Raw genomic sequence first — 26,752 nt, forward strand, 5'->3', positions numbered from 1 at the left:
TAGCCCCTCCTCCTTGGAGAAGGGGTTGGGGGTGGAGGGATTCCAGAACCTCCGTTGGTCCGGTGAGACACGACCTCACCCCATTGGCATCGCGCCGGCCAATCCCTATAGCCACCCCATGCAGCGGCTGGACGGCGGCTCGGCGGTTCCGCTTCCTCTCCGGGGCGCGATCGTTGCGCTCGGGAATTTCGATGGCTTCCATCTCGGGCACCAGGCGGTGGTCGGCCGCGCGGTCGAACGCGCCCGCGCCGAGGGCCGCCCGGCGATCGTTGCGACCTTCGATCCGCATCCGCGCCGCTTCTTCCAGCCCGACGCCCCGCCCTTCCGCCTTACCACGCTCGACCAGCGCGAGCGGCTGTTCGGTGCGGCGGGCGCGGCGGGCATGCTGGTCTTCCATTTCGACGCCACCCTCGCCCGCCTCACCGCCCGGCAATTCGCCGAGCAGCTGGTCGAGACGGTGGGCGCGGCGGGCGTGGTGACCGGCGAGGACTTCACCTTCGGCAAGGGCCGCGAGGGCAATGTCGAGATGCTTGCCGCGCTGGGTGCAGAGCTCGGCTTCACGGCGGAGACGGTGCCGGCGGTCGATCTCGACGGTGCCGTGGTGTCTTCCAGCCGCATACGGGAATTCCTCGCAGCGGGCGACCCGCGCGCCGCCGCCGCCCTGCTCACCCGCCCCTTCGCGATCGCCGCGATTGTCGAAGGCGGTGCGAAGCTCGGCCGCCAGCTCGGCTATCCGACCGCGAACATGCGACTCGGCAAGTATCTGCGTCCGAAATACGGCATTTACGCCGTGCGCGGGCGCCTGCCGGACGGCCGCGTGCTCGACGGCGTCGCCAATCTCGGCATCCGTCCGAGCTTCGATCCGCCCATCGAACTGCTCGAAAGCTTCTTCTTCGATTTCAGCGGCGACCTCTACGACCAGATGCTGGAGGTGGACCTGATCGCGTATCTGCGCCCCGAGGCGAAGTTCGACAGCCTGGACGCGCTGACCGTGCAGATGGACAAGGATGCTGCGCGGGCGCGGGAGATTCTGGCGCAGGGGTGACGTTGCGACCGGGTCGTGGTGCGGATCGGTCAGGCCCCACCCCAACCCCTCCCCTGAAGGGCAGGGCAATCGCATTTGGAACCTCGCGACGACGGCACGTCCAAAACAATCGTCATCCCGGCGGAAGCCGGGATCCATTCGCGCTGAAATGGCGGTTCTTTCCCCCCGCGTCGAGGGCAATGGATCCCGGCTTTCGCCGGGATGACGGAGCAAATTTGCCAAATGCGATAGCCCTGCCCTGAAGGGGAGGGGCTTGCGTTGGCTCCGATCTTAGCCCCTCCTCCTTAGGAGGGGTTGGGGTGGAGGGATTCCAGAACGTTCGTGAGGTGCCCCCTCAAATCCCCCCGTCCACCGCCTCCAGCCCGCGCGCCTCCAGCCCTTCGGCGAGCACCGCGACACACCGATCGACCACTGCCGCGTCGGTCGCGCGGACGACGAAGTTGGCGCCTACCCGCCCCTCGCGGAAGAACGGGTAGCTGCCGATCGCGACACCCTCGTACGCCTGCTCGGTCTCCGCCAGCAGGTCGGCGATTTCGCTTTCCGCGACCCAGCAGCCGATCGTGCGGGAAACGACCGGGCGGCCGCCCTCCAGCGTGCCGGTCAGGGCATCCAGCATGCCCGCGGCGATGTGTGGCACGCCGGCCAGGATGAAGATATTGCCCCAGCGGATGCCCGGCGCGCCGGACATGCGGTTGACGATCAGTTCGGCACCTTCCGGCACCCGCGCCATCCGCAGCCGCGTCTCGGTAAGGCCGCCCTTGCTGGCATAATAGGCGTCGAGCGCCGCCCGCGCTTCCGCATGGACGATCACGGGAACGTCCAGCGCCGCCGCGATCGCGTCGACGGTGATGTCGTCATGCGTCGGCCCGATCCCGCCGGTGGTGAACAGATAGTCGTTGCGGACACGCAGCGCGTTGACCGCCTCGACGATCGCCGCCTGCTTGTCGGGCACCACCCGCACCTCGGCGAGCCGGATCCCCTGCGCATTCAGCCAGGTGGCGCATTGCGCGATGTTCTTGTCCTGGGTGCGGCCCGACAGGATTTCGTCGCCGATCACCACCAGGGCCGCTGTCCAGATCCGCTCGTGCATGGCGCTAGCGCTACGCTCTCGCAAAGCCGGGTGCAAACGCCTATATGGGCAGCATGACCGAATATGTGACCGTCACCGCGGATATGCCGCAGGCGCGCAGCCATGCGATCAAGCTCCATGGCCCCGAAGGCTTCGAAGGGATGCGCAAGGCCGGCCGGCTCGCCGCCGAGATCCTCGACGCGCTGGTGCCGCACGTCGTCCCCGGCGTGACGACGCAGGAGCTGGACGACATCGTCCGGCAGCTGACGATCGCGGCGGGCGCCGTGCCTGCGACGCTCGGCTATCGCGGCTATACCCATAGCTGCTGCATCTCGATCAACCATGTCGTCTGTCACGGCATCCCGGGCGACCGCCCGCTGAAGGACGGCGACATCGTCAATATCGACGTGACCCCGCTGCTCGGCGGCTGGCACGGCGATACCAGCCGCATGTATCTGGTCGGCGACGTGCCGATCAAGGCGCGCCGGCTGGTCGACGTAACCTATGAGTGCCTGATGCTCGGCATCGAGCAGGCCAAGCCGGGCAACCATCTCGGCGACATCAGCCATGCGATCCAGCGCCACGCCGAGAAGCATCGCTACGGCGTCGTGCGCGACTTCTGCGGCCACGGGCTCGGCCAGGTGTTCCACGACGCGCCCGAGGTGGTGCATGTCGGCCGCCCCGGCACCGGGCCGGAGCTCAAGCCCGGCATGTTCTTCACGATCGAGCCGATGATCAACATCGGCCGCCCCGACGTGAAGCTGCTCGACGACGGCTGGACGGCGGTGACGCGCGACCGCTCGCTCTCGGCGCAGTTCGAGCATTCGATCGGGATCACCGAAACCGGCTGCGAGATCTTCACGCTCAGCCCCAAGGGCCTGCATCAGCCGCCGTACTAAGCGAAGGTCGTCGCCATCCTTCTGCGCTCCCCTCCCGCTTGCGGGAGGGGTCGGGGGAGGGGATCAGCGGGTCGCTTGAGGCGCCGTCTGGCTGGAACCTCCACGTCAGCCCCTCCCCTAGCCCCTCCCGCAAGCGGGAGGGGAACGCCGCAACAATCTTGCGCCGCCCCGCAACTTCCGCTATCCGCCGCGCCAGCATCAAGAGTCGGGCCGACGCCCGGCACCAACCTGCCCCGTGCAAGGTGGTGCCTCCATGCGAATGGAGGGATGTGGCCGAACCCGGCAACACGGTGTCCACGCCACATCTCCGATCGTCGCCCGCCTCCTGGAACAGGAAGAAGGCAGTAGAGCGTGACGACCGAAGCCCAGCAATTCGCCAGCGACAATTATGCCGGAATCTGCCCCGAGGCATGGGCAGCGATGGAAGCCGCCAATCGCGGCCACGCGCCGGCCTATGGCGACGACCATTGGACCCACACCGCGGCGGACGCCTTCCGCACGCTGTTCGAAACCGATTGCGAAGTGTTCTTCGCGTTCAACGGCACCGCGGCGAATTCGCTGGCGCTGGCGGCGCTGTGCCAATCCTATCACAGCGTGATCTGCTCGGCCGCCGCGCATGTCGAGACCGACGAATGCGGCGCGCCGGAGTTCTTCTCGAACGGCTCGAAGCTGCTCGTCGCGCAGAGCGAGGACGGCAAGCTGACGCCGGCCGCGGTGCGCGCGGTGGCGACCAGCCGCTCGGACATCCACTTCCCCAAGCCGCGCGTGGTGACGATCACCCAGCCGACCGAGACCGGGCAGGTCTACACCGTCGACGAAGTGAAGGCGCTGTCCGCCGTCTGCCGCGAACTCGGCCTCAAGCTGCACATGGACGGCGCGCGCTTCGCCCATGCCTGCGCGACGCTCGGCTGCGATCCGGCCGAGATCACCTGGCGCGCGGGGGTGGACGTGCTCTGCTTCGGCGGCACCAAGAACGGCATGGCGGTGGGCGAAGCCGTCCTCTTCTTCGATCGCGCTTTGGCGCAGGACTTCGACTATCGCTGCAAGCAGGCCGGGCAGCTGGCGTCCAAGATGCGGTTTCTGGCCGCGCCCTGGGTCGGCATGCTGGAGGACGGCGCCTGGCTGCGCAACGCACGCCACGCCAATGGCTGCGCGCAGCAGCTGGCTGGGCAGATTCAGGGATTGCCGGGCGTCGAACTGATGTTCCCGGTGGAAGCGAACGGCGTGTTCGTCCGGGCTCCGGAGGCGGTGCTGGAGGGACTGCGGTCGCGCGGCTGGCGCTTCTACACCTTCATCGGCGGCGGCGCCCGCTTCATGTTCGCCTGGGATGCCGATCCGGCGCGAGTGGACCAACTGGCCGCGGACATTCGCGCGGTCAGCAGCGGGACGGCGCTCGCCGCCTGAGCGTATCCTCCCTCGGAGCGCAGCTCCGGGGGAGGGGGACCATTTGCGCAGCAAATGGTGGAGGGGGCATTCGGTGGCGGAGGGAAGTTCCCCCTCCACCACCGCCTTCGGCGGCGGTCCCCCTCCCCCGATTCGCGGGAGAGGAAACGCCGGCCGAGGCGGAAGCGCTACATCTCAACCGACGAAGGCGCGCTCGATCACGAAGTCGCCGGGCGCGTTGTTTGAGCCTTCCTTGAAGCCCTTGCCCTCGAGCAGTGCCGCGAACTCGCGGATCATGTCCATCGATCCGCACAGCATCACGCGGTCGGTCTCCGGATGCAGCACCGGGTCGCCCGGCACGCCCTCGAACAGCTTGCCGTTCTCGATCAGCGCACCGATCCGCTCGCTGGTGTGGAACGGCTCGCGGGTCACCGTCGGCACATAGTGGAACTGCTGCGCGGCCTGCTCGCCGATCAGCGGATCGTCGGCCAGCTTGCCGGCAAGCTCGTCATGATAGGCGAGGTCGCTCACCCGGCGCACGCTGTGCACCGCGATCACCTGCTCGAACCGCTCATAGATCTCGGGATCGCGCGCGACGCTGAGGAACGGCGCGAGGCCGGTGCCGGTCGAGAGCAGGAACAGGCGGCGGCCCGGCAGCAGCGCATCGGCGACCAGCGTGCCGGTCGATTTCTTGCCGAGATAGATGTCGTCGCCCGGCACGATCTTCTGCAGCTTCGAGGTCAGCGGACCGTCCTGCACCTTGATCGACAGGAATTCGAGCTCCTCGGCCCAGGACGGGCTGGCGACCGAATAGGCACGCATCAGCGGCTTGCCGCCCTCGCCTTCCAGACCGATCATCACGAACTCGCCCGAGCGGAAGCGGAAGCTGGCCGGCCGCTCGATCGCGAAGCTGAACAGATGCTCGTTCCAGTGGCGCACCCATAGCACCTTGGCCGTGGCGAAGGCGGGATGCTCGGGAAGCAGCGCGGGCGCGCGCGTGTCGACGGTCATGAAAGCGGGTCCTCGTTACGCTCTGGTCGCCCCGGTCCGCCACGGGCGGGGCCAGGGGTAAAAACAGGAAAGGCGGCCCTCTGCCATCAGAAGGCGCCCGCGTCCAGAAAGTAGCACTAGGGCGGGGTAAACCGCGGTGTCCCATAACAGGGGATCTGGGCGCCGGCGTTCGCCGAGCGTAACAAAGCTGTCACCAAATCCTAAGCGCTCGTTTACCGCGCTGTCGTACCGGGGCCGGCGATGCGCGACACGTCTCCCCATCTTCGCTTCCTCCTCGATTGGTTGACCGCCGCCGAGCGGAACCCGCCATGGCTCACGCTCGACACGCCGCTGGGCGAGGCCGTGCGCTGCTTCCAGGACGATGCGTCGCTGCGGCTGCTGCCGGTGCTGGATGCCGCGCAGCGACCGCTGGGGGCGGTATTCGAGAAAGACGTGCGGCGCCTGCTGCTCAATCCCTATGGCCATGCGCTGCTGCGCAACCCCGCCTATGGCCGGCGGCTGGAATCGATGGTCCGCGCCTGCCCCACCGCCGATTATGCGCAGCCGCCGCGCGCGCTGGTGGACGCCTATGCGGCGGCCGATGGCCAGGAGGGCATGATTCTCACCCGCGGCGGCCAGCTGTTCGCGGCCATCAGCAACCGAAGGCTCATCCAGCTGGCCGCCGAGGAGCATATCCGCGAAGCGCAGCGCCAGACGGCGCGGGCCCGGCGCATCGAAGCCGCGAGCGACCGGATCGAGGCCGAAGTCGGCGCGCTCGCCGGACAGTTGCGCGGGCTCGCCAGCACCTTGCGGTCCAGCGCCGCCGCCACGGCCGAACGCGCCACCGCCAACAGCGCGTCGGCCACGGCACTGGCCGCCGCGGTGGCGCAGACCCATGACAATCTTGCCGTCATCGCCCGCGAATCCGATGCGCTCGCCACCACGCTCGATGCGATCGGCCGCGATACGGTCACCGCGCGCGCCTCGGCCGCCGAAGCGGTCGCGCTGGTCGGCGACAGCCGCTTGGGAACGGCCGAGCTCGATGCCTTTGCCCAGACCGTCGGCAGCGTGACCTCGGTCATCGGCGAGATCGCAGGCCAGGTGAACCTGCTGGCGCTCAACGCCTCGATCGAGGCAGCGCGCGCCGGCGAGGCGGGGCGTGGCTTCACCGTCGTCGCCAGCGAGATCAAGACGCTGGCCGATCAGGTCCGCCGCGCCGCGCAGAGCATCGGCATCGAGGTCACCGACATTCGCAGCGTGGTGGATCGCGTGACCGTCAACCATGCGCGGGTAGAGCAGGCGATCACCGGCATCGCCGACGTGTCCGCCAGCGTCGAAGACGCGGTGCGCGCGCAGAACGGCGCAACCCATGCGATCGCCCGCAACGTCAATGAAAGCGCCTCCGGCACTCGGGGAGTGCAGCATGACATCGAGCAGGTTCGTCTCTCGGCGCATGCGGCATCCGAGAATGCCGGCGCGATCGCTGATCTCTCCGCTGAGCTGCTTTCGGGCGCCGAGGCCCTGTCGGACGGGATCGACCGCTTTCTAACCGAAATTCGCGCCGCCTGATCTGCCGCGCGATTGGGCAGCGGCTGCCCGATAATCAGGCAATTTTCCGCGCCGGAATCCGTTCGGCGCGTGTGGCCACGCTCGCTATTCCCGTTCTGGCATGCAGGTTGCTAAACACCAGTGAATCAGACCTGACGCGGGCGTTTCCGCTGCCTGGGGGAAAACGTGAAAAAGATCGAAGCCATCATCAAGCCGTTCAAGCTGGATGAAGTGAAGGAGGCGCTGCACGAGGTGGGCGTCTCGGGGATCACCGTCACCGAAGCCAAGGGCTTCGGCCGCCAGAAGGGCCATACCGAGCTCTATCGCGGCGCCGAATATGTCGTCGACTTCCTGCCCAAGGTGAAGCTGGAAGTGGTGGTGGAAGACACGCTGGCCGAGCGCGTGGTCGAGGCGATCGCCGCCGCCGCGCAGACCGGCCGCATCGGCGACGGAAAGATCTTCGTGATCCCGGTCGAGACGGCGCTGCGCATCCGCACCGGCGAGCGGAACGAAAACGCCGTTTGACGCAGCGTAAAGCGGGCGCGATGACGCACCTGCGAAAGAAATTTTATTACCCGATTCGTCGGGCAGACGAAAGAGAGCGAAAGGGCACCTACAATGGCGAATTCGGCCAGTGACATCCTGAAGATGGTGAAGGATCAGGAGATCGAGTGGATCGACCTGCGCTTCACCGACCCCAAGGGCAAGTGGCAGCACCTGACCATGGTCGCGTCGGTCCTCGGCGAGGACGAGCTGACCGACGGCCTGATGTTCGACGGTTCGTCGATCGAAGGCTGGAAGGCGATCAACGAGTCCGACATGATCCTGAAGCCGGATCTGGACGCGGTGTGGGTCGATCCGTTCTCGGCCACCCCGATGCTGATCCTGGTGTGCGACATCGTCGAGCCCTCGACCGGCGAACTCTATGCCCGCGATCCGCGCTCGACCGCGAAGCGCGCCGAGGCGTATCTGAAGACCACCGGCATTGGCGATACCATCTATGTCGGCCCCGAAGCCGAGTTCTTCATGTTCGACGACGTGCGGTTCGAGAACAGCTACTCGACCAGCTACTACAAGATCGACGACATCGAGCTGCCGGGCAATTCGGGCCGCGAATATGAAGCCGGCAACCTCGGCCACCGTCCGCGCGCCAAGGGCGGCTATTTCCCCGTCGCGCCGGTTGACTCGGCCGTCGACATCCGCGGCGAGATGGTTTCGACCATGCTCGAAATGGGCCTGCCCTGCGACAAGCACCACCACGAAGTCGCCGCCGCGCAGCACGAACTGGGCCTGACCTTCGGCACGCTGGTGACCACCGCCGATCGCATGCAGATCTACAAGTATGTCGTGCACCAGGTCGCCCAGGCCTATGGCAAGACCGCGACCTTCATGCCGAAGCCGATCAAGGAAGATAACGGCTCGGGCATGCACACCCACATGTCGATCTGGGAAAAGGGCCAGCCCCTCTTCGCCGGCAACGGCTATGCGGGCCTGAGCGACACCTGCCTCTACTTCATCGGCGGCGTGATCAAGCACGCCAAGGCGCTCAACGCCTTCACCAACCCCTCGACCAACAGCTACAAGCGTCTGGTCCCGGGCTATGAAGCGCCGGTGCTGCTCGCCTATTCGAGCCGCAACCGCTCGGCCTCGTGCCGCATCCCGTACGGCGCGGGCAGCAAGGCGAAGCGCGTCGAGTTCCGCTTCCCGGACGCGCTGGCCAACCCGTACCTCGCCTATGCGGCGCTGCTGATGGCCGGCCTGGACGGCATCCAGAACAAGATCCACCCGGGCGACCCGATGGACAAGAACCTGTACGATCTGCCCCCGGCCGAGCTGGCCGAAGTGCCGACCGTGTGCGGTTCGCTCCGCGAGGCGCTGGACAGCCTGGAAGCCGATTTCGACTTCCTGCTGAAGGGCGACGTGTTCTCGAAGGACCAGATCGAGGCCTATATCGAGATCAAGCGCGCCGACGTGGCCCGTTGGGAAATGACCCCGAGCCCGGTCGAATACGACATGTACTATTCGAGCTGATCCCATAGGGATCGGCTGAAGAAGGGGCGTCCGGAGCGATCCGGGCGCCCTTTTCCGTTGCGCGTGCGGCAGCGCCGCTGCGAGAACATTGCCATCATGCCGTCATCCCCGCCTCCGCGGGGATGACGATGGTGTTTGAAGGCTCTCGTTTCTCGATAGTCGCAACGTCGCGAGAGGCGATTGAGCGCGCCCGATCACCGTGCTAGCCAGCTACATCACCCAGTAAGGACCCCGCCCTCCATGCGTATCGCGCGTCTCGCAGCCCTGCTGCTCGGCACTTCCCTGCTCGCCTCCCCTGCCCTCGCCCAGACTACTGCCCAAGCGAAGTACGGCCCTTGGGGCGTCGATCTCACGACCATGGATCGCAGCGTGAAGCCGGGCGACGACTTTTACGGCTATGCGCTGGGCAGCTGGCTCCGCGACGCGCCGATCCCGGCCGACAAGGCACGCATCGGCTATAATTACGACCTGCCCGACGAGACCGAAGTCGAGATCCGCAAGCTGATCGAGGATGCGGGCCCGGCGCCCAGCGATCCGGTGCTGCGCCAGGTCGCGACCTTCTACCACGCGTTCATGGACCAGGCCGGCATCGAGGCGCGCGGCACGGCGCCGCTGAAGCCCTATCTCGCCCGCATCGACGCGGTGCAGGACCGCCGCGGGCTTGAACTGCTGATGGCCGACCATGGCTATGCCAGCCCGATCGGCATCGGCATTTCGGCCGACGAGAAGGATCCGACCCGCTACACCGTGATGGCGGGCCAAGCGGGCCTGGGCCTGCCGACCCGCGATTATTATCTGCTGCCCGGCGAGAAGTACGAGACGATCCGCAAGGCCTATCGCGCCTATATCGTGAAGATCCAGCAGCTTGCCGGCATCCCCGATGCCGAGGCCAAGGCCGATGCGATCCTCACGCTCGAGACCAGCCTCGCCAAGGACCAGTGGACGCCCGAGGCGCGGCGCGACCCGCAAAAGACCTACAATCCGATGAACCGGGCCCAGCTCGCCAAGCTGGCCCCCGAGTTCGACTGGGATGCGGTGCTCGCCCATCAGGGCCTCGCCAAGATGCCGATCGTCGTCGTGCGCGAGACCACCGCCGTCACTGCCGCCGCCAAGCGGCTTGGCGACGTGCCGCTCGCAACCTGGAAGGACTGGCTGCGCTTCCGCTTCGTCAGCGACCATGCCGCCTTCCTGCCCAAGGCGTTCGACGCCGCACAGTTCGATTTCTACAGCCACACCCTGCGCGACGTGCAGGCGCAGTCGGAGCGCTGGAAGCGCGGCGTTCGCGTCGTGAACGGCGCGCTGGGCGAAGCGATCGGCAAGATCTACGCCGAGCGCCACTGGGGCCCGGCGGCCGAGGCGCTGTCCAAGGAACTGGTCGAGGATCTCCGCGCCGCCTATGCCGACAAGATCAAGGGCGCGACCTGGATGGACGAACCCACCCGCAAGGAAGCCCTCGCCAAGCTCGCCGCCTTCGATCCGCGCATCGGCCATCCGGACAAGTATATCGACTATGCCTCGATGCCGGTCAGCGCCACCGATCCGCTCGCCAACGATCTCGCCTCGGACGACTTCGAGTGGAAGCTGCAGCTGTCGCGGCTCGGCAAGCCGGTCGATCGCACGCTGTGGGAAATGACCCCGCAGACCGTGAACGCCTATTACGATCCGGTGATGAACCAGGTGACCTTCCCGGCCGCCCAGCTCCAGCCGCCCTTCTTCGATCCCGCCGCCGATCCGGCGGTGAACTATGGCGAGACCGGTGCGACGATCGGCCACGAAATGGGCCATGGCTTCGACGACGAGGGGCGCCAGTTCGACGCCAGCGGCAAGCTGCGCGACTGGTGGACCCCACAGGCCGCCGAACGCTACACCGCCCATGCCCAGGCACTGGTCAAGCAGTTCGACGCGTATGAGCCGATCCCCGGCGTCCACATCAAGGGCCAGCTGACCCTCGGCGAGAACCTTGCCGATCTGGGCGGCCTGGAAGTCGCCTATGCCGCCTATCGCCGCTATGTCGCCCGGCACGGCGAGCCCAAGGTGCTCGATGGCCTCACCGGGGACCAGCGCTTCTTCCTCGCTTACGCCGCGAGCTGGCAGGGCAAGGGCCGCGAGGGCGCGGTGCGGGCGCAGCTGCTCTCCGATCCGCACAGCCCGGACAAGTATCGCGTCAACGGCATCGTCCGGAACATGGATGCCTGGTATGCCGCGTTCGGGGTAAAGCCGGGCGACGCGCTGTATCTCGCGCCCGAAGCGCGGGTGCACGTCTGGTAAGCACAGGCAGGGGGCCGCGCGCCCCCTGCAGCCACCTCACGGCGCATGATAGGCGTAGACCGCGGCGGGTCTGGCCGTCCCGGTTTCCGCCACCGCGTCCTGCGCAAGCAGGGTTAGCCGCGCGACCGGCAGCGGCGCCCGCCCTGGGTCCCCGACGAGCACCGTCACCCCGGCCGCCACGCAGCGATCGAGAAAGGCCGTCACGCGGGCGGCCACGTCCGGCGCATAGAAGACGTCGCCGACCAGCACCAGATCGACCGGCGGCACGTCCCCGCCGGTACAGTCACCCTCGATCGCGGCGACGTGCACGTCGTTCAGCGCCGCATTGAGTGCGATCGCCACCTGCGCATGCGGGTCGATCTCCGAGGCAACCACGCGTGTCGCCCCGGCGCGCGCGGCGGCGATCCCAACCAGGCCGGAGCCGGCCCCGAGATCGAAGACTCGGCGTCCGGCCACCTGCTCCGGATGCGCCAGCAGATAGCGCGCGAGCACCAGCCCGCCTGCCCACCAATAAGCCCAATAGGGCGCCGCGTCGCCAAGCCGCCCCACCCCGCTCGCCGGCCCCGCCTTGTGCAGCCGAAGCGACGGGATGCCGGGAACCGGCGTCACCGGCAGGTGCGCGCGGATGAAGTCGGCGCGCGCGGCCGGATCGGTCACAGCGCACGGCCCAGCCACGCCACCCGCCCGATCAGCTGGAAGCTGCCCGACCGCACGTGCCGCACCGGATGCTGGGGATTGTCGCTCACCATCTCGACGCCGCCGATCGCTGCTCGCAGCCGCTTTACCAGCAGTTCGCCCTCCACGCGCACGACAAAAATGCCGCGCGGATCGATTCGGCAGCGATCGCGGTCCACCAGGATCTCGTCGCCGTCATTGAGGGTCGGTGCCATCGAATCGCCTGCCACGCGCACCATCGACGCCGCTTCGGGCCGGACACCCAGCTGCCGCAGCAGCGCAGGCGGAAAGGCGAAGGGCAGCTGCAGCGTCTCCTCCTCGGCCCAGCCGCCCGGCCCCGCCGATGCCGCCAGATCGATTCGCGGCACGGGCACGAGGTCGCCCCGCGCCCGCCCGCCCAGCACCGTCTCGTCTACGCCCAGATATTCGGCCAGCCGCGCGCGATCGCGCTCGGGCAATTCACGCGGCGACCCGCGCATCAGATATTGCTGGAGATAGGCAGGGTTGCGCCCGAGCACGCGCGATAGCGTCGCCAGCCGCAGCCCGCGCTGCGCCACAAGCTTGGCGAAATTCGCCCTGTGCACATCGGCTTCCATACCCTCTTTCCTACACTTAGGATTTTTCCTACGCAAGACCAAGATGAGAACATATCGTGATCATCCGAGTCGGAAGGAGGAGGACATGGATGTCCTTGCAGGTGGAAATCGAGGCGTTCCTGGTGCGGACGCGGATGCCGGCGACGCGGTTCGGTCGCCTGGCGGCGGGGGATCCGCGACTGGTCAGCGATCTGCGGCAGGGGCGCGTGCCGGGGCCGGTACTGGCAGCCCGGCTGCGCGCCTTCCTCGCCGCCCCGCCGGCCTGGAAGCCCGGGCGGCGCGGCGGCGCGATGTCGGGACGAAGCTCGAAAATGCGCTGATGGCGTCGGCGGCTGCACAGGGGTGCACATTGGCGGTGTCGGAGGGAGCTTGGGAACCCTGGGCCAGCGTCAGCTTCACCGGCGCACGGCACCGCATCGCGCTGGAGATGGCGGCGACCGATGCAGCCTATGCTTGGCTCGCCGCGCTGCCGGAACTGGACCTGCCGCTGCGAGGGCATCTGGTCGCCGATCTGCACGTCGCGAGCCGGGACGTGGAACGCGGGCGGTTACACGTCTTGCTGGAGGCGCTCACCGTCGAGGAATGCTGATCCCGCCCGGCCTTCAGCCTTGGCGCGCCAGGTTCCGCAGCGTCGCGAGCGCGTCGTCCAAGTCGCGCTCGGGCCGCGCCCGCCCTCGCGCCTGCGCAACCTGGTTGCGGCGGACCACCCCGCGTTCGAGGCGTTCGAGCAGCGCGTGCACGGTGGCGTCAGTCTCGGGCCGGACCAGGCGGTCGGCGGCGTCGCGGCCCACTGATCCACGCGAGCCCGCATTGGCCGCCTGGCCGCGGCGCGGCGGCACGGGCGGCGGGAGCGGCACCGCCGGGATGGCCTGCGGATCGAAGGCGGCGAGCGGCTGGTCGAGATCCGCCGGCAGCGCGCGTTCGGCCGTCGGTACGTCCTCCGGCGCCGCCCGCATCGCGGGCGCGTCCCGGGGCGGCAGATCCGGCGCCGGGGCCGCGCGCAGCGGCGGGCACGGGCCCAGATCGGGATGCGCATCGGCCCGACGGATGATCGGCATCGGCAAGGGCTCGAGGCTCGCGGGGATCGGCAATGGCGCGCGCGGCCGCGTCACCCGCACCAGCATCGCCCCGGCGAGCGCGCCGATGGCACCGGTCGCCATCACCAGCAGCGGCCGGGACATCCAGCCGGCATCCGGGGCGGCGGGCAACAGCGCGCTCACACCGCCGTCCAGAAGAAGGTGACCAAAGGCGACCGCCGGGAAGGCAGCGGCAACAAAAGCCGAGGCGCCACCGAAGGTTACGGCGGCAAGGGGTACGAGCGGCAGCTTCATGCGTTCACCCGATACGTGTGCGACCACGTGGTTCTCATGCCATCTTTATGGCAAGGTTTTCATACAAACCGTCATACACTGCAATGTTTACAGACCAGTTGCGCTCGGCCTCGATATACGCGCGGGCCCTGTTTCGGCGCACATCCCATTGATCGCGTACATGAAAAATATTTTCAAGTGCGTTAGCGAGCGCAAGCGGGTCATCTGCTGGAAACAAAGTGCCGGTGATGCCGTCCGAAATCAGCTCGCGATGGCCGCCGACATCCGATGCGGCAACCAGTCGCCGCTGCGCCATCGCCTCGAGCGGCTTCAGCGGCGTCACCAGTTCGGTCAGCCGCATCCGCTTGCGCGGATAGACCAGCACGTCGATCAGGCTGTAATAGCGCTCGACCACGTCGTGCGGCACCCGGCCCAGAAAGTGGATGCGCTCGGCCGCGGGCGAGGCCGCCGCCTGCGCCCGGAGCGCCGCCTCGGCAGGCCCGCCGCCGACGAGCAGCAGGTGCATCGCCGGCCGCGCCGCGACCAGCGCGGGCATGGCGGCGATCAGCACGTCCAGCCCCTCATAGTCGTAGAAGCTGCCGATGAAGCCGATGATCTCGGCGCCCTGCAGCCCATGCTCGGCCGCCAGCGCGGTGTCGTAGGGCAAAGGCTCGCCGAACAGCGTCATGTCGACGCCGTTGGGCGAGATCGCGATCTTCGCAGGATCGATGCCGCGCGCGAGCAGATCGTCGCGCAGGCCTTGGCAGATCACCGCCACGGCATCGGCGCGACGCACAGCATGCGTCTCCAGCGCCTTGGTCACCCGGTAGCGCAGGCTGTTCTCGCGCCCCGTGCCGTTGCCGACCGCGGCATCTTCCCAGAAGGCGCGGATCTCGTACAGTAGCGGCACGCCGGTCCAGCGCCGCACCCGCAGCCCGGCCAGCGCGCAGAGCACCGGCGAATGGGCATGAAGCACGTCCGGCTGGAAGTGCTTCACCACCTGGTGAATACGCCGGGCGAACGCATCGATCTCGCGCCACTCGCTGATCCCCGGCAGCGCAGGCTTTGTCGGTCGCGTGCGGAAGAAGCGGAGGCCGTCGATCTCCTCCTCTGCGGCCGGTGCCGGGCCGTGGCGCGGGCCGGTGACCGCCGCCACCTCCCAGCCGCGCGCCCGCTCGGCCTTGAGGATCGCGCGGGTGCGGAATGCATAGCCGCTGTGGAGCGGCAGGCCGTGATCCAGGAGGTGCAGGACTCGCATGCCCGCCTGCATGCCACGGCGCGCTTAACGGCACGTCAACTGCACCTGGGCTAGAGCGATGGCGGAAGGAAAAGCCCGCCCGATGATCGACAATCTTTCGCTCGCGCTCACCCATGGGCTGATGCTGCTGGCGGCTTTCCTGCTGGTCCGCCGACCGGATCTCGATCGCGAGGATGGCGCCCCCGGCGAGGCAAAGAAAAAGCCGCGCGGCCGCTGGGGCAAGCGCGGTGCGTGACTATGTCTTCGTCCTGTTTCTCGCGGCGTTCTTCGGCACCGGCTTTCGCAAGCCGTTCCTGTTCGTGCTGGTCTATGCCTATATCGACATCGTCGCTCCCCAGCGGCTGACCTATCTGCTGCTCAATGCGCTGCCGATCTCGGCGATGGCGGCGGCGCTGGCGCTGGGCGGATTCCTGCTGTTCGACGACAAGCGCGATGTGCGGGTGGCGCCGCGCCAGCTCATGATCGTGACGCTGATCGGCTATTGCTGGTTCACGACGCTGCACGCCGACTTTCCGGTGGAAGCCAAGGACAAATGGGACTGGGTGTGGAAGGCGCTGGCCTTCGCCGCCTTCCTGCCGCTTACCCTGCGCACCCGGCTGCGGATCGAGGCGCTGCTGCTGTTCATGATCCTCTCAGCCAGCTCGATCATCATCGTCGGCGCGATCAAGACCATCCTTTCGGGCGGCGGCTATGGCGAGCTCAACCTGATGGTCTCGAACAATTCGGGGCTGTACGAGGGCAGCACCATCTCCACCGTCGCGATCGCGATCCTGCCGCTGATCCTGTGGTTCACCCGCCACGGCACGATCTTCGCGCCCGACTGGCGGATGAAGGCCTTTGCCTATGCGCTGTGCTTCGCCTGCCTGCTGATCCCGATCGGCACCTCGACGCGCACCGGGCTGCTCTGCATCGGCCTGGTGGCGGTGCTGATGCTGCGCGATTCGCAGAAGAAGCTGCATTATCTCGGCGTCGTCGCGGCGATGGCGCTGGTCGCCCTGCCCTTCCTGCCCGCCGCCTTCACCGAGCGGATGGGGACGATCAAGACCTACAAGGGCGATGCCTCCGCCTCGACCCGCCTCGCCGTATGGCAATGGACGATGGACTATGCGCGCGAGCATCCGCTGGGCGGCGGCTTCGAGGCCTATCGCCAGAACCAGATCCGCTACGAGAAGGTGGCGGTGGAGGACCAGGGCGGCGTCGCGGTGGTCGACCGCTCGCTGGAGGTGGACAAGGCACGCGCCTATCACAGCGCTTATTTCGAGATGTTCGGCGAACAGGGCTATCCCGGCCTCGCGCTGTGGCTGGCGATCAACCTCGCCGGCCTGTTCCGGATGGAGGTGCTGCGCCGCCGCTATGCCCGCGCCGAGGGCGACCAGGCCTGGATCGCCCCGCTCGCCGCCGCGCTGCAGAACGGCCATATCGTCTATCTGCTCGGCGCAGCGTTCGTGGCGATCGCCTTCCAGCCGTTCGTCTACATGCTGATCGGCGCGCAGATCGGGCTGGACACCTATTGCGCCCGCAAACGCGCCGCGGCGGACTGGCGGCCGCTGCGCAAGGCGCGCGCCGCCACCGCATGAGCGACCGGACCGAACTGCGCGCGCTCACCTCGGCGCGCGGGATCGCCGCATGGTGGGTGGTGCTCTTCCATCTGCGCGGTGCGCTCGCGGCGCTCCCCGCTATGGCCGAGACAGTCCTCGCAAAGGGCTATCTCGCGGTCGACTTCTTCTTCCTGCTGTCCGGCTTCGTGCTGGCGCTCAGCCATGGCGAGCGATTGCGTGCCGGTGGACCGGCGGCGGTGCCCGATTTCCTGCGCAGGCGGGTGGCACGGATCTGGCCGCTGCACGCGACGATGCTCGGCTTCGCGGTGCTGCTGCTGCTGATCCTAACCGCCAGCGGGCGTCCGGCGCCCGAATTCCCCCTGCCCGAGCTGCCGGCGCATCTGTTGCTCGTCCAGGCCTGGGGCTTCGCCGATCCGCTGCGGTGGAACGATCCCGCCTGGTCGATCTCGTGCGAGCTGGCGGCATACCTCCTGTTCCCACTCTGGGTGATGGCCATCGACTGGCGCCGCATGACGACACCCGTCCTTATCGGCGCGATCGCGCTGCTGCTGCTGGGGTTGGGCGCGGCCTTCGCGCTACGCGGTGCCGACACGCTGGGGCGGGACATTCCGCATCTCGGCGTCGTCCGCTGCCTGTTGGAGTTCGCGACCGGCACGCTGCTCCACGCCCTTTGGCAGCGCTGGCGCGAAGGCCGCGCCGTCCTCGCCAGCTTCGGCACCGCGGCGCTGTTTGGAATGGCCTGGCGTCTGGGCGTACCGGAAACGCTGACTGTTCCCGCAGCCCTCGCCGCGCTGCTGTTGGCACTGGCGCTAACGGCAGGGCGTCCGGGCAATCCGCTCGAAGGCGCGCTGCTCCACCGCCTCGGCGAGATCAGCTACGCCACCTATCTCAGCCACTTCCTGCTGTGGTTCGTCTTCAAGCTCGCCTTCGTCCGCACCGCGACCATCGGCTGGCCGCTCGCAGCGTGTTACCTGCTGCTGGTACTAGCCGCATCGGTGGCGCTCCGCCGCTGGGTGGAGCGCCCCGCGCAGCGCTGGATCAACCGCCTTGGGCTCAGGCGGGCGCCGTCACCTCTTCCAGCGCCGCGATTACCGCGCGGTTGAACGCGGGGATGTCGTCCGGCTTGCGGCTGGTAATCAGGTTGCCGTCGGTCACCACTTCCTCGTCGACCACATCGGCACCGGCATTGGCGAGATCGGTGCGGATCGAGGGCCAGCTGGTCAGCCGTCGGCCGGCGACCACATCCGCCTCGGCGAGCAGCCACGGCGCATGGCAGATCGCGGCGACCAGCCGCTGCGAATCGATGAAGCTGCGGGCGATCTCGACCGCCTTGGGCTCCATCCGCAGCTTGTCCGGATTGCCGACGCCGCCCGGCAGCACCAGCGCATCGAACTGATCGAGCTCGACCTGGTCGAGCGTCGTGTCCGGCGTGATGCTCTTGCCCTTCTCGCCGCCGCTTTCGCCGGTGATCGGATCGGTCTTGATCGAGGCGAGCGTCACCTGCGCGCCGGCGTCGAGCAGCGCCTGGCGCGGTTCGAACAGCTCCGATTCCTCGAAGCCGTCGGTCGCGAGCATCAGCACGCGCGCATTCTGCAGATTGGCCATGGGGCATCCTTTCCCGTGTTCGGATTATGCCGGGCCAACCCGGAGCCCCTGCCCCTTGTTCCGGAACGAATTGTTGCTGCGGCGCATTTGCCTAGGCTCTGCCCCAAGGAACCGCGATGGACAGCGCCGACATCGTCTATGTCGAAGACCAGGCCCCCGGCATCACCCGGCGCAAGATGCGCCACGGCTGGGGCTATTTCGACGCGGACGGCACCCGCATCACCGACCGCGACGAAATCGACCGGCTGAACGCGATCGGCCTGCCGCCGGCCTATGAGAATGCCTGGTTCTGCCCCGATCCCAACGGCCATATCCAGGCGACCGGCTATGACGCGCGCGGCCGCAAGCAATATCGCTACCACACCGGCTTCCGCGAGGCGCAGGAGGCGGCGAAATATGATCGCTGCGGCATGTTCGGCGAGCGCCTCCCGCGGCTGCGCCGCAAGGTGGAGGCCGATCTGCGGCTGCGCGGGCTGTGCAAGGACAAGGCCGTGGCGGCCGTCGTCCGCCTGCTCGACCTCGGCTCGATCCGCGTCGGCAACGAGACCTATGCGCAGGAGAACAAGAGCTTCGGCGCCACCACGCTGCGCAAGCGCCATGTGAAGGTGGCGGGCGGCACGCTCAAGCTCCAGTTCCGCGCCAAATCGGGCAAGCTGCGGGTGATGACCGTTTCGGACAAATCGCTCAGCCGCTTCGTCAAGCGCTGCCAGGATCTGCCCGGCCAGCACCTGTTCCGCTGGATAGATGATGCCGGCGAGGCGCACCCGGTCACCTCCAGCGACGTCAACGCCTATATTCGCGAGGCGATGGACGCGCCGTTCAGCGCCAAGCATTTCCGAACCTGGGGCGCGAGCGTCATCGCCTATCGCACGCTGGCGCAGGCGCCCGAGCCGATCGGGCTCAAGACCCTGCTCGAACCCGTCACCGAGGCGCTGGGCAATACCCCCGCCATCGCGCGCAAATCCTATGTCCACCCGCGACTGATCGAACTCGCGCGCGACAAGCCTGCGCAAGCACTGTTCCGCGCCGGGTTGCGCCTGCCCCGCACGACGCAGTACCTCGACCGCTACGAACGCGGCCTGATCGTCTTCCTGGAGACCGATCCGGCCGAACAGCCCGCCAAGGCAGCCTGACGAGACCCGATGCTGATTACCGCAAGCGCAAAGCCCACCCATTTTCAACGCCAGCTCGCGACTTTCGTCGGCGATACGCCCGACTGGATCGCCGACCACTGGCTGAGCATTCTGGTCGCCACCGGGATCGCGATCGGCATCGCGCTGGTCCTCCACACGCTGCGGCGCTGGGGCATGCGGCTGTGCCGCAACAGCGAGGGCGGCGGCACCAACTGGTACACGATCTTCGGCCGCACCATCGCGCGGACCAACAACTTCTTCATCGTGACGCTGGCGATCCGGCTCGTCGTGAATGTGGCGGAGACCCCGCCGCTGCTCGACAAGACGATCACCTTCCTGTTCACCATCGCGGTGACCTTCCAGGTCGCAATCTGGATCCGCGAAATCGTCTTCGGGCTGATCGAGCATCGCACCCGGGGCGATAATCCGAGCGACAGTCTGGCGAGCGCCATCGGCATCATCCGGCTGCTGATCTCGATCGCACTGTTCGCGATCGCGCTGGTGATGGTGCTCGGCAATCTCGGAGTGAACGTCACCGGCCTGATCGCCGGTCTCGGCGTCGGCGGTATCGCCATCGGTCTGGCGGCGCAGGGCATTTTCGGGGACCTGATCGCGGCGCTGTCGATCCTCTTCACCCGCCCCTTTCGCGTTGGCGACAATATCAAGTTCGACCAGACCAGCGGCACGGTTGCCGAAATCGGCCTGAAGTCCACCCGGGTGCGCTCGTTCGACGGCGAGATGCACATCATCTCGAACCGCCAGCTGCTCGACAAGGAGCTGCAGAACCTCACCGACCGGACGCGCATCCGGCTGCCCTTCAAGATCGGCGTGGCCTATGAGACACCGCCGGAGAAGCTCGAGCGGCTGCCGGAGATGTTCAAGGAGATTGTGGAGGCCAACGGCGCGACCGCGGTGCGCAACGGCTTTTCGGGCTTCGGTGCGAGCTCGATCGATTACGAGCTGATCGCCGAGGTCGCGACGGGCAGCTGGGATGTCGGCCATCCGACGCGCGATCGCATCCTGATCGCGATCGTCCGCAAGCTGGCGGAAGAAGGCATCAGCATCCCCTACCCGACCCAGACCACCTTCACCGCCGCGCCCGACGGGCGGTTGATCATGCCCTATCCGGAGGTGACGCCGGTGATGCGGGCGGACAAGGAAGAGGGCGAGCGCTGACTTCCAACACCCCCAGCCGTCATTCCCGCGAAGGCGGGAATCCATTTGCCAGGACGCTGGGGGCTGGAATCGAGGATTCAGCGCCAATGGATCCCCGCCTTCGCGGGGATGACGACTGCTGAGGGTCAGGCCATCTGCCCCTCAATCGTACTTCGTCACCAGCCAGCTCCACACGGCCCAGGCCAACAGCGCCCACAGACCCAGCACGATCGCGATGCCGCCCCAGCTCACCGGCCGCGCGCTCGCCGCCTCCGCCGCGACGCGGTGCTCGGCGAACTGCTCCGCCGGGATCAGCCGCTCGAACAGCCACACGCCGAGCGGGATCAGGATGGCGTCGTCCACCAGCCCGAGCACGGGGATGAAATCGGGAATGAGGTCGATCGGCGACAGCGCATAGGCTGCGACCAGAACGCCGACGATTCGCGCCGCCAGCGGCGTGCGCGGATCGCGGATGGCGAGCCATACGGCATGCGCCTCGGTGCGGACGCGGTGAGCGAGCGAAGGACCCATTGCCCTTGGATCGCCCAGCCGCGTGCGCTGGTCAATCGCGCTTGCGCGCGGGGGTGGTCAATGCGCGTTCAACGTTCCGCGGTCGTCTCGACCTTGGCGTGGCTGCCGGTCTCGTCCGACTTGATCTTGCCGCCGAACAGCATCTTCACCTTGCCGGTGAGCGACATGTCGGTCTCCCACAGCTCGGCATCGTCGATGTCGACGCGGAGCAGCGCGAGGTTCGGGTCCTGCTTGCCGCCCGGAAACCAGGCTTCGACCTGGCTGTTCCACAGCTTGTCGATCATCGCGAAGTCGTTGTCTACGCGCGCGGTGCCCGAGAGGCAGGCGAAGAAGTCATGCCCCTTGGACACGAACTGGAGCATCGCGGGGCCGCCCTTGGCCATGCGATTGTCCTTGCCGATGAAGAAGAAGATCGTGTCGACCTGGTCCTCGTCGAGCTGCGCGGTCAGCGGCTCGCTGTGCTGGCCGTCCTGCAGGCCCGCCATCATGAAGGGGCTGTCCGCCAGCTTCGACCAGAAATGCTGCTTCAGTTCGACCGTGTCGGCCATGATCGTCTCCCGGAGTTTGGCTACGATCGGGTAACGTGCAGGTCCGCTCAGGCGTTCCGGATCGCGGCAGCAGCGCCGATCAGTTCGAGATCGCTGCGGTTGACCAGCGCCACCGGCGTCTCGGCGAGCTGGCGGCGAAAGGCGATCCGCGCCTCCATCCGCCGGCGGAAGCCCGGTTCCTTCAGCTGCGGCTCCAGCGCCCGCGCGATCGCGCCGGTCAGGTACACGCCGTCCCAGGCGTCGAAGGTGAGCGCCAGGTCGCCGACGAACGCGCCGAGATGCTCGACGAACATTCGCACCACAGCGGCGGCAATGGGATCGCGGGCGATGTTGCGCGTCACGTCCTCGGGCGCCGGCAGCCGCTTGCCGCCAGACAGCGCTTCATAGGCGAGCATCAGTCCGTTTGCGCTCAACAGCGTCTCCACCTCGACCAGCATGCCCCGTGCCTTGCAGAAGGCGACGAAGCGCTCCTCCTCGCCGGTCTGCGGGGCAAAGCCGATATGCCCCGCCTCGCTCTGCACCGGCACGTGATGGCCATCGGCACTGATCAGCGCAGCCACGCCCAAGCCAGTGCCGACGCCGATCACGGCATAGTTGCCGCTGGTCGCGATCGGGCGCGGGGCTGGACCGGACAGCGCGGTAAACGCTGTCGGCGGCAGACGCGTGAGTGCCAGCGCGTTGGCCGCGCATTCGTTCAGCGCCAGCGGCTTTTCGCGCAGCACCGCCTCGACACCGCTCAGCGAAATGTACCAGCGGCTGCCGGTCAGGTTGATCAGGTCGCCCCGCACCGCGCCGGCCACCGCGAGCACGCTCGGCAGCCGTGCGTCGCGGAGACCCACGCCGGCAAGATAGGTTACCAGCGCACTTGTGAAGGTCTGATGGTCATTGTTGGAAAAACGTTTGATCTCGCGAGGCTCGGGCCCGTCCGCACCGCCGGCGAGACCGAAGCGGACCGATTGTCGGCCAATATCGGCGATCAGTGCAACGCCCTCTTCCATTGCCTTCACTCTCCCTGCCGGCCCGCTTTTCGGAGCTCGTTGCAGCGATATCGCTAACAATGGTGAACGGAGCAATAATTAAACCGGATCCCCGTGTATTTCATCATGCCCGTCGGGGGTCACCGCCGAAACGATTGATGCCGAGCGCGGGCGACCAGTACAGCGCCACCGCCAGCACGAGCAGCGCCACCTGCCCCGCTGCGGGCAGCATCGGCACGCCGGGATGGAGGCCGATAGCGACCTGGGTCCGGTCCAGCTCGCCGGCCACGCCGATCGCCGCGAGCAGCAGCCCGGGGATCGCGGGCAGGCCGACATCGTGCAGCCGCCGCACGATCAGCCCGATCAGCGGCACGAACAGCAGCAATGCCAGCCCCTCTTCGACCGCGACACGGCGCCAGAAGACCGTGACGTTGAGCGGCGTCGGCGGGTGGAAGAAGTGGAAGGCGAGGAACAGCACCAGCTCACCGATCGCGATCAGGATCAGCGCACTGGTCAGTTCGCTGCGCGTCGAGCGGCCGTGGAACACGAAGCTCTGGCCGATGGCGCGGAGGCCGGTCTGCAGCGACACCCCGTCGCGATAGCTGGCTGCTGTCATGGGAGGGAGGGTGCAGCGCGCCGCACCCTCCGGTCAACCCCTTACAGAGTCTCGAAAAGACCCGCCGCGCCCATGCCGCCGCCGATGCACATCGTGACCACGACATATTTCGCGCCGCGGCGCTTGCCCTCGATCAGCGCATGGCCGGTCATGCGTGCACCCGACATGCCATAGGGGTGGCCGATCGAGATCGCGCCGCCGTTGACGTTCAGCAGCTCGTTGGGGATGCCCAGCTTGTCGCGGCAGTAGAGCACCTGCACGGCGAATGCCTCGTTGAGCTCCCACAGGCCGATATCCTCCATCTTCAGGTTGAAGCGCTCGAGCAGCTTGGGGATCGCATAGACCGGGCCGATACCCATCTCGTCGGGCTTGGTGCCCGCCACCGCCATGCCGACATAGCGGCCGAGCGGGGTGAGGCCGCGCTGCTCGGCGATCTTCTCCTCCATCAGCACCGCGGCCGAGGAACCGTCGGACAGCTGGCTGGCATTGCCCGCGGTGACGGTGCCGTTGGGCAGGACGGTCTGCAGCGCCTGCAGGCCCTCCAGTGTGGTTTCGGGGCGATTGCCCTCGTCCTTGGCGAGGGTGATCTCCTTTTGCGAGACCTCCTTGGTCTCCTTGTTGACGACGTTCATCGTCGCAGTGACGGGCACGATCTCGTCGTCGAACTTGCCCGCGGCCTGGGCGGCGGCGGTGCGCTGCTGCGACTGGAAGGCATATTCGTCGCAGCGATCCCGACCGATGCCGTAGCGCGCGGCGACCACTTCGGCGGTCTGGAGCATCGGCATATAGGTATCGTTGTGCAGCGCGATCAGCTCGCGATCGGGTTCGACGCGCATCTGCGGAGTCTGGACGAGGCTGATCGATTCGACGCCGCCGCCGAGCGTGATGTCCATATTGTCGACGACGATCTGCTTGGCCGCCGTCGCGATCGCCATCAGGCCCGAGGCGCACTGGCGGTCGATCGACATGCCTGGCACGTCGACCGGCAGGCCCGCGCGGAGCAGCGCGAGGCGGGCGATGTTGGGCGCCTGGCTGCCCTGCTGAAGCGCGGCGCCGAACACGACATCGTCGACCTGGCCCGGCTCGATGCCGGCCCGCTCGACCGCGGCGCGGATCGCGTGCGCGCCCAGCGTCGGCGCCGGGGTGGCGTTGAACGCCCCGCGATAGGCCCGGCCGATGCCCGTGCGGGCGGTGGAAACGATGACTGCGGAGCGCATAGGGTTCCTCTCTTGCTAATTCTTAAGCCCCTCCCCTTCAGGGGAGGGGTTGGGGTGGGGACTATTCTGTAAGTTGCGGGCTGGCGGATCCATCATCCCCCACCCCCAACCCCTCCCCTGAAGGGGAGGGGCTTTTTGAACTTCAAACATAGAACAACGCGATCCACTCGGCGATCAGCGCCGGCTTCTCCTCGCCTTCGATCTCCAGCACATAGTCCTGCACCTGTTCCCACACGCCGGGCTGGCGCTCGACGAACTTCCTGAGCGTGAACCGCCCGCGCACCCGCTTGCCGGAGCGCACCGGGGTGAGGAACCGGACCTTGTTCCCCCCATAGTTCACGCCCATCCGCATGCCCTCGATCGCCGGGATGGCGGCGCGTTCGGCGAGCATCGGCATGAGCGACAGCGACAGAAAGCCATGCGCGATCGTGCCGCCGAACACCGTCTTCGCCGCGCGCACCGGATCGACATGGATGAACTGATGGTCGCCGGTCGCTGCCGCGAACTGGTCGATCATCGCCTGGGTGACCTCCACCCAGTCCGAGACATGCTCGGCGCCGATCCGTTCGGCCAATTCCTGCGGGGCGACGGTCGCAGCCAACACTATCCTCTCGCGTAATTATCTTTCATAGCTCGCCATATCTAAGGGGGCCACCCGCCCCGCTGCAAGCTTTAGCCGACCGGAAACTGGAAAATGCCGACTGCCGTACCGTCACACCACCGCGAATCGATGGCCAAACTGCACCGTGCGGCCGAACCCGATGTTCTAAAACCGCTGCTGGAGCGGGCGCGACTCACCGCTGATTCGCGCGAGCGAGTGATGGATCATGCCCTCGCGCTGCTCGCCGACCTGCGCGCTGCGCAGAACCGCGGCTGGGTGAACCAGTTCCTCCAGGAATATCGGCTGAACTCGTCCGAGGGCGTTGCGCTGCTCAGCCTCGCCGAGGCGTTCCTGCGCGTGCCCGATCCCGAAACCGCCGACCTGCTGATCGCCGACAAGATCGGCGATGCCGACTGGAAGGCACATTCGGGTAAGTCCAACTCGGTGCTGGTGAATTCGGCGACCTGGGGCCTGATGTTGGGCCGCGCGCTGGTCGGCGACGAGAAGACGGGGGCGCTGCGCCGTCTGATCTCGCGCGCCGGCGAGCCCTTCGTCCGCCAGGCGGTGGGCGCCGCGATGAAGCGGATGGGCGAGGTCTTCGTGATGGGCCGCACCATCGACGAGGCGATGAAGCGGATGAAGAAGCCCGAGAACAAGGGGTTCACCGCCAGCTTCGACATGCTGGGCGAGGCCGCGCGCACCAAGGCCGATGCCGAGCGCTATTTCGAGGCCTATTTCCAGGCGATCCGCGCGGTCGGGCGTGATCCCAAGGCAGGGCATTCGATCTCGGTGAAGCTCTCCGCGCTCCACCCGCGCTACGAAGTCGCGCAATATGATCGCTGCGTGCCGGAACTCACCGACATGCTGGCGCAGCTCGCCTCGGAATCGGCGGCGCAGGGCATCCCGCTCACCGTCGACGCCGAGGAGAGCGAGCGGCTGGAGATGAGCCTCGACATCATCGGCTCGGTTGCCCGCCGGCCGGAGCTCAAGGGCTGGAACGGCTTCGGCATGGCGGTGCAGGCCTATGGCAAGCGCGCCCGCGCGGTGATCGGCTGGGCCGATGATCTCGGCCGGCCGATGCATGTCCGGCTGGTCAAGGGCGCCTATTGGGACAGCGAGATCAAGCGCACCCAGGTGGAAGGCCTGTCCGATTACCCGCTGTTCACCCGCAAGGCGGCGACCGACGTCTCCTACCTCGCCTGCGCGCGCGACATGCTCGCGGCCCGGAACATCGTACCCGCCTTCGCCAGCCACAATGCGCTGACCGTCGCCACCATCCTCGACTGGGCGGGCGATGCCCGTGACTTCGAGTTCCAGCGCCTCCACGGCATGGGCGAAGGGCTGTACGAGCGGCTGGTCAACGAGCAGGGCTATCACTGCCGGATCTACGCGCCGGTGGGTGGACACCGCGACCTGCTGGCGTACCTGGTCCGCCGCCTGCTGGAGAACGGCGCGAACTCCAGCTTCGTCCACCAGCTTGCCGACGAGCAGCTGAGCGAGGCCGAGCTGCTCGCCGATCCGGTGGAGAAGATCGCAGCGGTGGGCGGTACGCGGCACCCGAGCATTCCGCTACCGGTGGAGCTGTTCGGCGCGTGGAAGAATTCGGGCGGGATTGATCTCGCCGAGCGGACGATTTTGGCGGATACCGCGGCGGCGATTGCTTCTAAGCCCCTCCCCTTCAGGGGAGGGGTTGGGGTGGGGCACTCCGCCTCAAGCGCCGGATTCGCTCCCAGTTCAT

The 26,752-nt window shown here is 67.5% G+C and carries 28 protein-coding genes and 1 riboswitch; of the genes, 15 read left to right on the top strand and 13 right to left on the bottom strand.

The window, feature by feature from the left end:
* The first annotated feature begins 118 nt into the window (after window positions 1-118).
* On the top strand, window positions 119-1,045 hold the full coding sequence (locus tag SAZ01S_RS09970) for a bifunctional riboflavin kinase/FAD synthetase (protein ID WP_084582126.1): 927 nt from the start codon (window positions 119-121) through the stop codon (window positions 1,043-1,045).
* 334 nt (window positions 1,046-1,379) lie between these two features.
* Here the strand turns inward: SAZ01S_RS09970 and SAZ01S_RS09975 are convergent, their stop codons facing one another.
* On the bottom strand, window positions 1,380-2,135 hold the full coding sequence (locus SAZ01S_RS09975) for a competence/damage-inducible protein A (RefSeq protein WP_084582127.1): 756 nt from the start codon (window positions 2,133-2,135) through the stop codon (window positions 1,380-1,382).
* Window positions 2,136-2,188: 53 nt separating this feature from the next.
* Here SAZ01S_RS09975 and map point away from each other — a divergent pair, with 53 nt between their 5' ends.
* Window positions 2,189-3,013, top strand: a complete 825-nt coding sequence (gene map / locus SAZ01S_RS09980) for a type I methionyl aminopeptidase (protein WP_084582150.1) — start codon at window positions 2,189-2,191, stop codon at window positions 3,011-3,013.
* Between the two features lie 190 nt (window positions 3,014-3,203).
* Window positions 3,204-3,313, top strand: a riboswitch (SAM-I-IV-variant riboswitch).
* A 51-nt stretch (window positions 3,314-3,364) separates the two neighbouring features.
* Window positions 3,365-4,417 (top strand): threonine aldolase family protein, encoded by a 1,053-nt coding sequence (locus SAZ01S_RS09985; protein ID WP_084582128.1) that lies wholly within the window; start codon window positions 3,365-3,367, stop codon window positions 4,415-4,417.
* 174 nt (window positions 4,418-4,591) lie between these two features.
* Here the strand turns inward: SAZ01S_RS09985 and SAZ01S_RS09990 are convergent, their stop codons facing one another.
* Window positions 4,592-5,407, bottom strand: a complete 816-nt coding sequence (locus SAZ01S_RS09990; RefSeq protein ID WP_084582129.1) for a ferredoxin--NADP reductase — start codon at window positions 5,405-5,407, stop codon at window positions 4,592-4,594.
* Between the two features lie 240 nt (window positions 5,408-5,647).
* Here SAZ01S_RS09990 and SAZ01S_RS09995 point away from each other — a divergent pair, with 240 nt between their 5' ends.
* The 4 genes from SAZ01S_RS09995 (at window position 5,648) to SAZ01S_RS10010 (ending at window position 11,233) form a co-directional block, all read left to right on the top strand.
* On the top strand, window positions 5,648-6,955 hold the full coding sequence (locus SAZ01S_RS09995) for a methyl-accepting chemotaxis protein (protein WP_139810019.1): 1,308 nt from the start codon (window positions 5,648-5,650) through the stop codon (window positions 6,953-6,955).
* Between the two features lie 165 nt (window positions 6,956-7,120).
* Entirely contained in the window at window positions 7,121-7,459 is a 339-nt protein-coding gene (locus tag SAZ01S_RS10000) for a P-II family nitrogen regulator (protein ID WP_010544265.1), read from the top strand.
* Window positions 7,460-7,552: 93 nt separating this feature from the next.
* The gene (glnA, locus tag SAZ01S_RS10005) at window positions 7,553-8,965 is read left to right on the top strand and encodes a type I glutamate--ammonia ligase (RefSeq protein ID WP_084582131.1); all 1,413 of its coding nucleotides are present in this window, start codon (window positions 7,553-7,555) and stop codon (window positions 8,963-8,965) included.
* Window positions 8,966-9,205: 240 nt separating this feature from the next.
* Window positions 9,206-11,233 carry a M13 family metallopeptidase gene (locus tag SAZ01S_RS10010; protein ID WP_084582132.1) on the top strand — a complete coding sequence of 676 codons (2,028 nt, stop codon included), beginning with the start codon at window positions 9,206-9,208 and terminating at the stop codon, window positions 11,231-11,233.
* 36 nt (window positions 11,234-11,269) lie between these two features.
* Here the strand turns inward: SAZ01S_RS10010 and SAZ01S_RS10015 are convergent, their stop codons facing one another.
* Together SAZ01S_RS10015 and SAZ01S_RS10020 are read right to left on the bottom strand one after the other, a co-directional pair.
* Complete coding sequence (locus SAZ01S_RS10015) at window positions 11,270-11,890, bottom strand: class I SAM-dependent methyltransferase (protein WP_084582133.1); 621 nt, start codon at window positions 11,888-11,890, stop codon at window positions 11,270-11,272.
* Window positions 11,887-12,504 carry a S24 family peptidase gene (locus SAZ01S_RS10020; RefSeq protein WP_084582134.1) on the bottom strand — a complete coding sequence of 206 codons (618 nt, stop codon included), beginning with the start codon at window positions 12,502-12,504 and terminating at the stop codon, window positions 11,887-11,889. Before SAZ01S_RS10020 ends, SAZ01S_RS10015 begins: the two co-directional genes overlap by 4 nt.
* Before the next feature lie 89 nt (window positions 12,505-12,593).
* Here SAZ01S_RS10020 and SAZ01S_RS10025 point away from each other — a divergent pair, with 89 nt between their 5' ends.
* Window positions 12,594-12,824 (top strand): hypothetical protein, encoded by a 231-nt coding sequence (locus tag SAZ01S_RS10025; protein ID WP_084582135.1) that lies wholly within the window; start codon window positions 12,594-12,596, stop codon window positions 12,822-12,824.
* 35 nt (window positions 12,825-12,859) lie between these two features.
* A complete protein-coding gene (locus SAZ01S_RS10030; protein WP_139810020.1) occupies window positions 12,860-13,093 on the top strand; it encodes a hypothetical protein in 234 nt (77 codons plus the stop codon).
* Window positions 13,094-13,106: 13 nt separating this feature from the next.
* On the opposite strand, the gene SAZ01S_RS10035 is transcribed toward SAZ01S_RS10030, so the two are convergent.
* Both SAZ01S_RS10035 and SAZ01S_RS10040 read right to left on the bottom strand, forming a co-directional pair.
* The gene (locus SAZ01S_RS10035; protein WP_084582137.1) at window positions 13,107-13,835 is read right to left on the bottom strand and encodes a hypothetical protein; all 729 of its coding nucleotides are present in this window, start codon (window positions 13,833-13,835) and stop codon (window positions 13,107-13,109) included.
* A gap of 34 nt (window positions 13,836-13,869) precedes the next feature.
* The gene (locus SAZ01S_RS10040) at window positions 13,870-15,072 is read right to left on the bottom strand and encodes a TIGR04063 family PEP-CTERM/XrtA system glycosyltransferase (RefSeq protein WP_084582138.1); all 1,203 of its coding nucleotides are present in this window, start codon (window positions 15,070-15,072) and stop codon (window positions 13,870-13,872) included.
* An 82-nt stretch (window positions 15,073-15,154) separates the two neighbouring features.
* On the opposite strand from SAZ01S_RS10040, the gene SAZ01S_RS24025 reads away from it, so the two are divergent.
* The 3 genes from SAZ01S_RS24025 to SAZ01S_RS10050 are packed head-to-tail and all read left to right on the top strand — an operon-like array spanning window position 15,155 to window position 17,734.
* On the top strand, window positions 15,155-15,307 hold the full coding sequence (locus SAZ01S_RS24025; RefSeq protein ID WP_167693131.1) for a hypothetical protein: 153 nt from the start codon (window positions 15,155-15,157) through the stop codon (window positions 15,305-15,307).
* Window positions 15,300-16,649 carry a putative O-glycosylation ligase, exosortase A system-associated gene (locus tag SAZ01S_RS10045; protein ID WP_084582139.1) on the top strand — a complete coding sequence of 450 codons (1,350 nt, stop codon included), beginning with the start codon at window positions 15,300-15,302 and terminating at the stop codon, window positions 16,647-16,649. The genes SAZ01S_RS24025 and SAZ01S_RS10045 overlap by 8 nt, the downstream gene beginning before the upstream one ends.
* Window positions 16,646-17,734 carry an acyltransferase family protein gene (locus SAZ01S_RS10050; RefSeq protein WP_084582151.1) on the top strand — a complete coding sequence of 363 codons (1,089 nt, stop codon included), beginning with the start codon at window positions 16,646-16,648 and terminating at the stop codon, window positions 17,732-17,734. Before SAZ01S_RS10045 ends, SAZ01S_RS10050 begins: the two co-directional genes overlap by 4 nt.
* On the opposite strand, the gene SAZ01S_RS10055 is transcribed toward SAZ01S_RS10050, so the two are convergent.
* On the bottom strand, window positions 17,685-18,236 hold the full coding sequence (locus SAZ01S_RS10055; protein ID WP_084582140.1) for a type 1 glutamine amidotransferase domain-containing protein: 552 nt from the start codon (window positions 18,234-18,236) through the stop codon (window positions 17,685-17,687). The genes SAZ01S_RS10050 and SAZ01S_RS10055 overlap by 50 nt on opposite strands.
* Window positions 18,237-18,352: 116 nt before the next feature.
* On the opposite strand from SAZ01S_RS10055, the gene SAZ01S_RS10060 reads away from it, so the two are divergent.
* Complete coding sequence (locus SAZ01S_RS10060; protein WP_084582141.1) at window positions 18,353-19,369, top strand: DNA topoisomerase IB; 1,017 nt, start codon at window positions 18,353-18,355, stop codon at window positions 19,367-19,369.
* A gap of 9 nt (window positions 19,370-19,378) precedes the next feature.
* Window positions 19,379-20,545 (top strand): mechanosensitive ion channel family protein, encoded by a 1,167-nt coding sequence (locus SAZ01S_RS10065; protein ID WP_084582142.1) that lies wholly within the window; start codon window positions 19,379-19,381, stop codon window positions 20,543-20,545.
* Between the two features lie 141 nt (window positions 20,546-20,686).
* Here SAZ01S_RS10065 and SAZ01S_RS10070 read toward each other — a convergent pair whose 3' ends face one another.
* From SAZ01S_RS10070 to SAZ01S_RS10095, 6 genes are all read right to left on the bottom strand, one after another.
* A complete protein-coding gene (locus SAZ01S_RS10070) occupies window positions 20,687-21,055 on the bottom strand; it encodes a YkvA family protein (protein WP_084582143.1) in 369 nt (122 codons plus the stop codon).
* A gap of 68 nt (window positions 21,056-21,123) precedes the next feature.
* A complete protein-coding gene (locus SAZ01S_RS10075) occupies window positions 21,124-21,603 on the bottom strand; it encodes a pyridoxamine 5'-phosphate oxidase family protein (protein WP_084582144.1) in 480 nt (159 codons plus the stop codon).
* A 47-nt stretch (window positions 21,604-21,650) separates the two neighbouring features.
* Window positions 21,651-22,601 carry a glucokinase gene (locus SAZ01S_RS10080; protein ID WP_084582145.1) on the bottom strand — a complete coding sequence of 317 codons (951 nt, stop codon included), beginning with the start codon at window positions 22,599-22,601 and terminating at the stop codon, window positions 21,651-21,653.
* Between the two features lie 103 nt (window positions 22,602-22,704).
* Complete coding sequence (locus SAZ01S_RS10085; protein WP_084582146.1) at window positions 22,705-23,196, bottom strand: DUF805 domain-containing protein; 492 nt, start codon at window positions 23,194-23,196, stop codon at window positions 22,705-22,707.
* Window positions 23,197-23,237: 41 nt separating this feature from the next.
* Window positions 23,238-24,413, bottom strand: a complete 1,176-nt coding sequence (locus tag SAZ01S_RS10090; protein WP_084582147.1) for an acetyl-CoA C-acyltransferase — start codon at window positions 24,411-24,413, stop codon at window positions 23,238-23,240.
* Between the two features lie 142 nt (window positions 24,414-24,555).
* On the bottom strand, window positions 24,556-25,014 hold the full coding sequence (locus SAZ01S_RS10095; protein WP_084582148.1) for a MaoC family dehydratase: 459 nt from the start codon (window positions 25,012-25,014) through the stop codon (window positions 24,556-24,558).
* Between the two features lie 129 nt (window positions 25,015-25,143).
* Here SAZ01S_RS10095 and SAZ01S_RS10100 point away from each other — a divergent pair.
* Window positions 25,144-26,752: proline dehydrogenase family protein (locus tag SAZ01S_RS10100; protein ID WP_245824753.1), on the top strand; the 1,609-nt coding region annotated here is incomplete at its 3' end.

It is taken from the genome of Sphingomonas azotifigens NBRC 15497 (genome assembly GCF_002091475.1).
GTDB lineage: Bacteria > Pseudomonadota > Alphaproteobacteria > Sphingomonadales > Sphingomonadaceae > Sphingomonas > Sphingomonas azotifigens.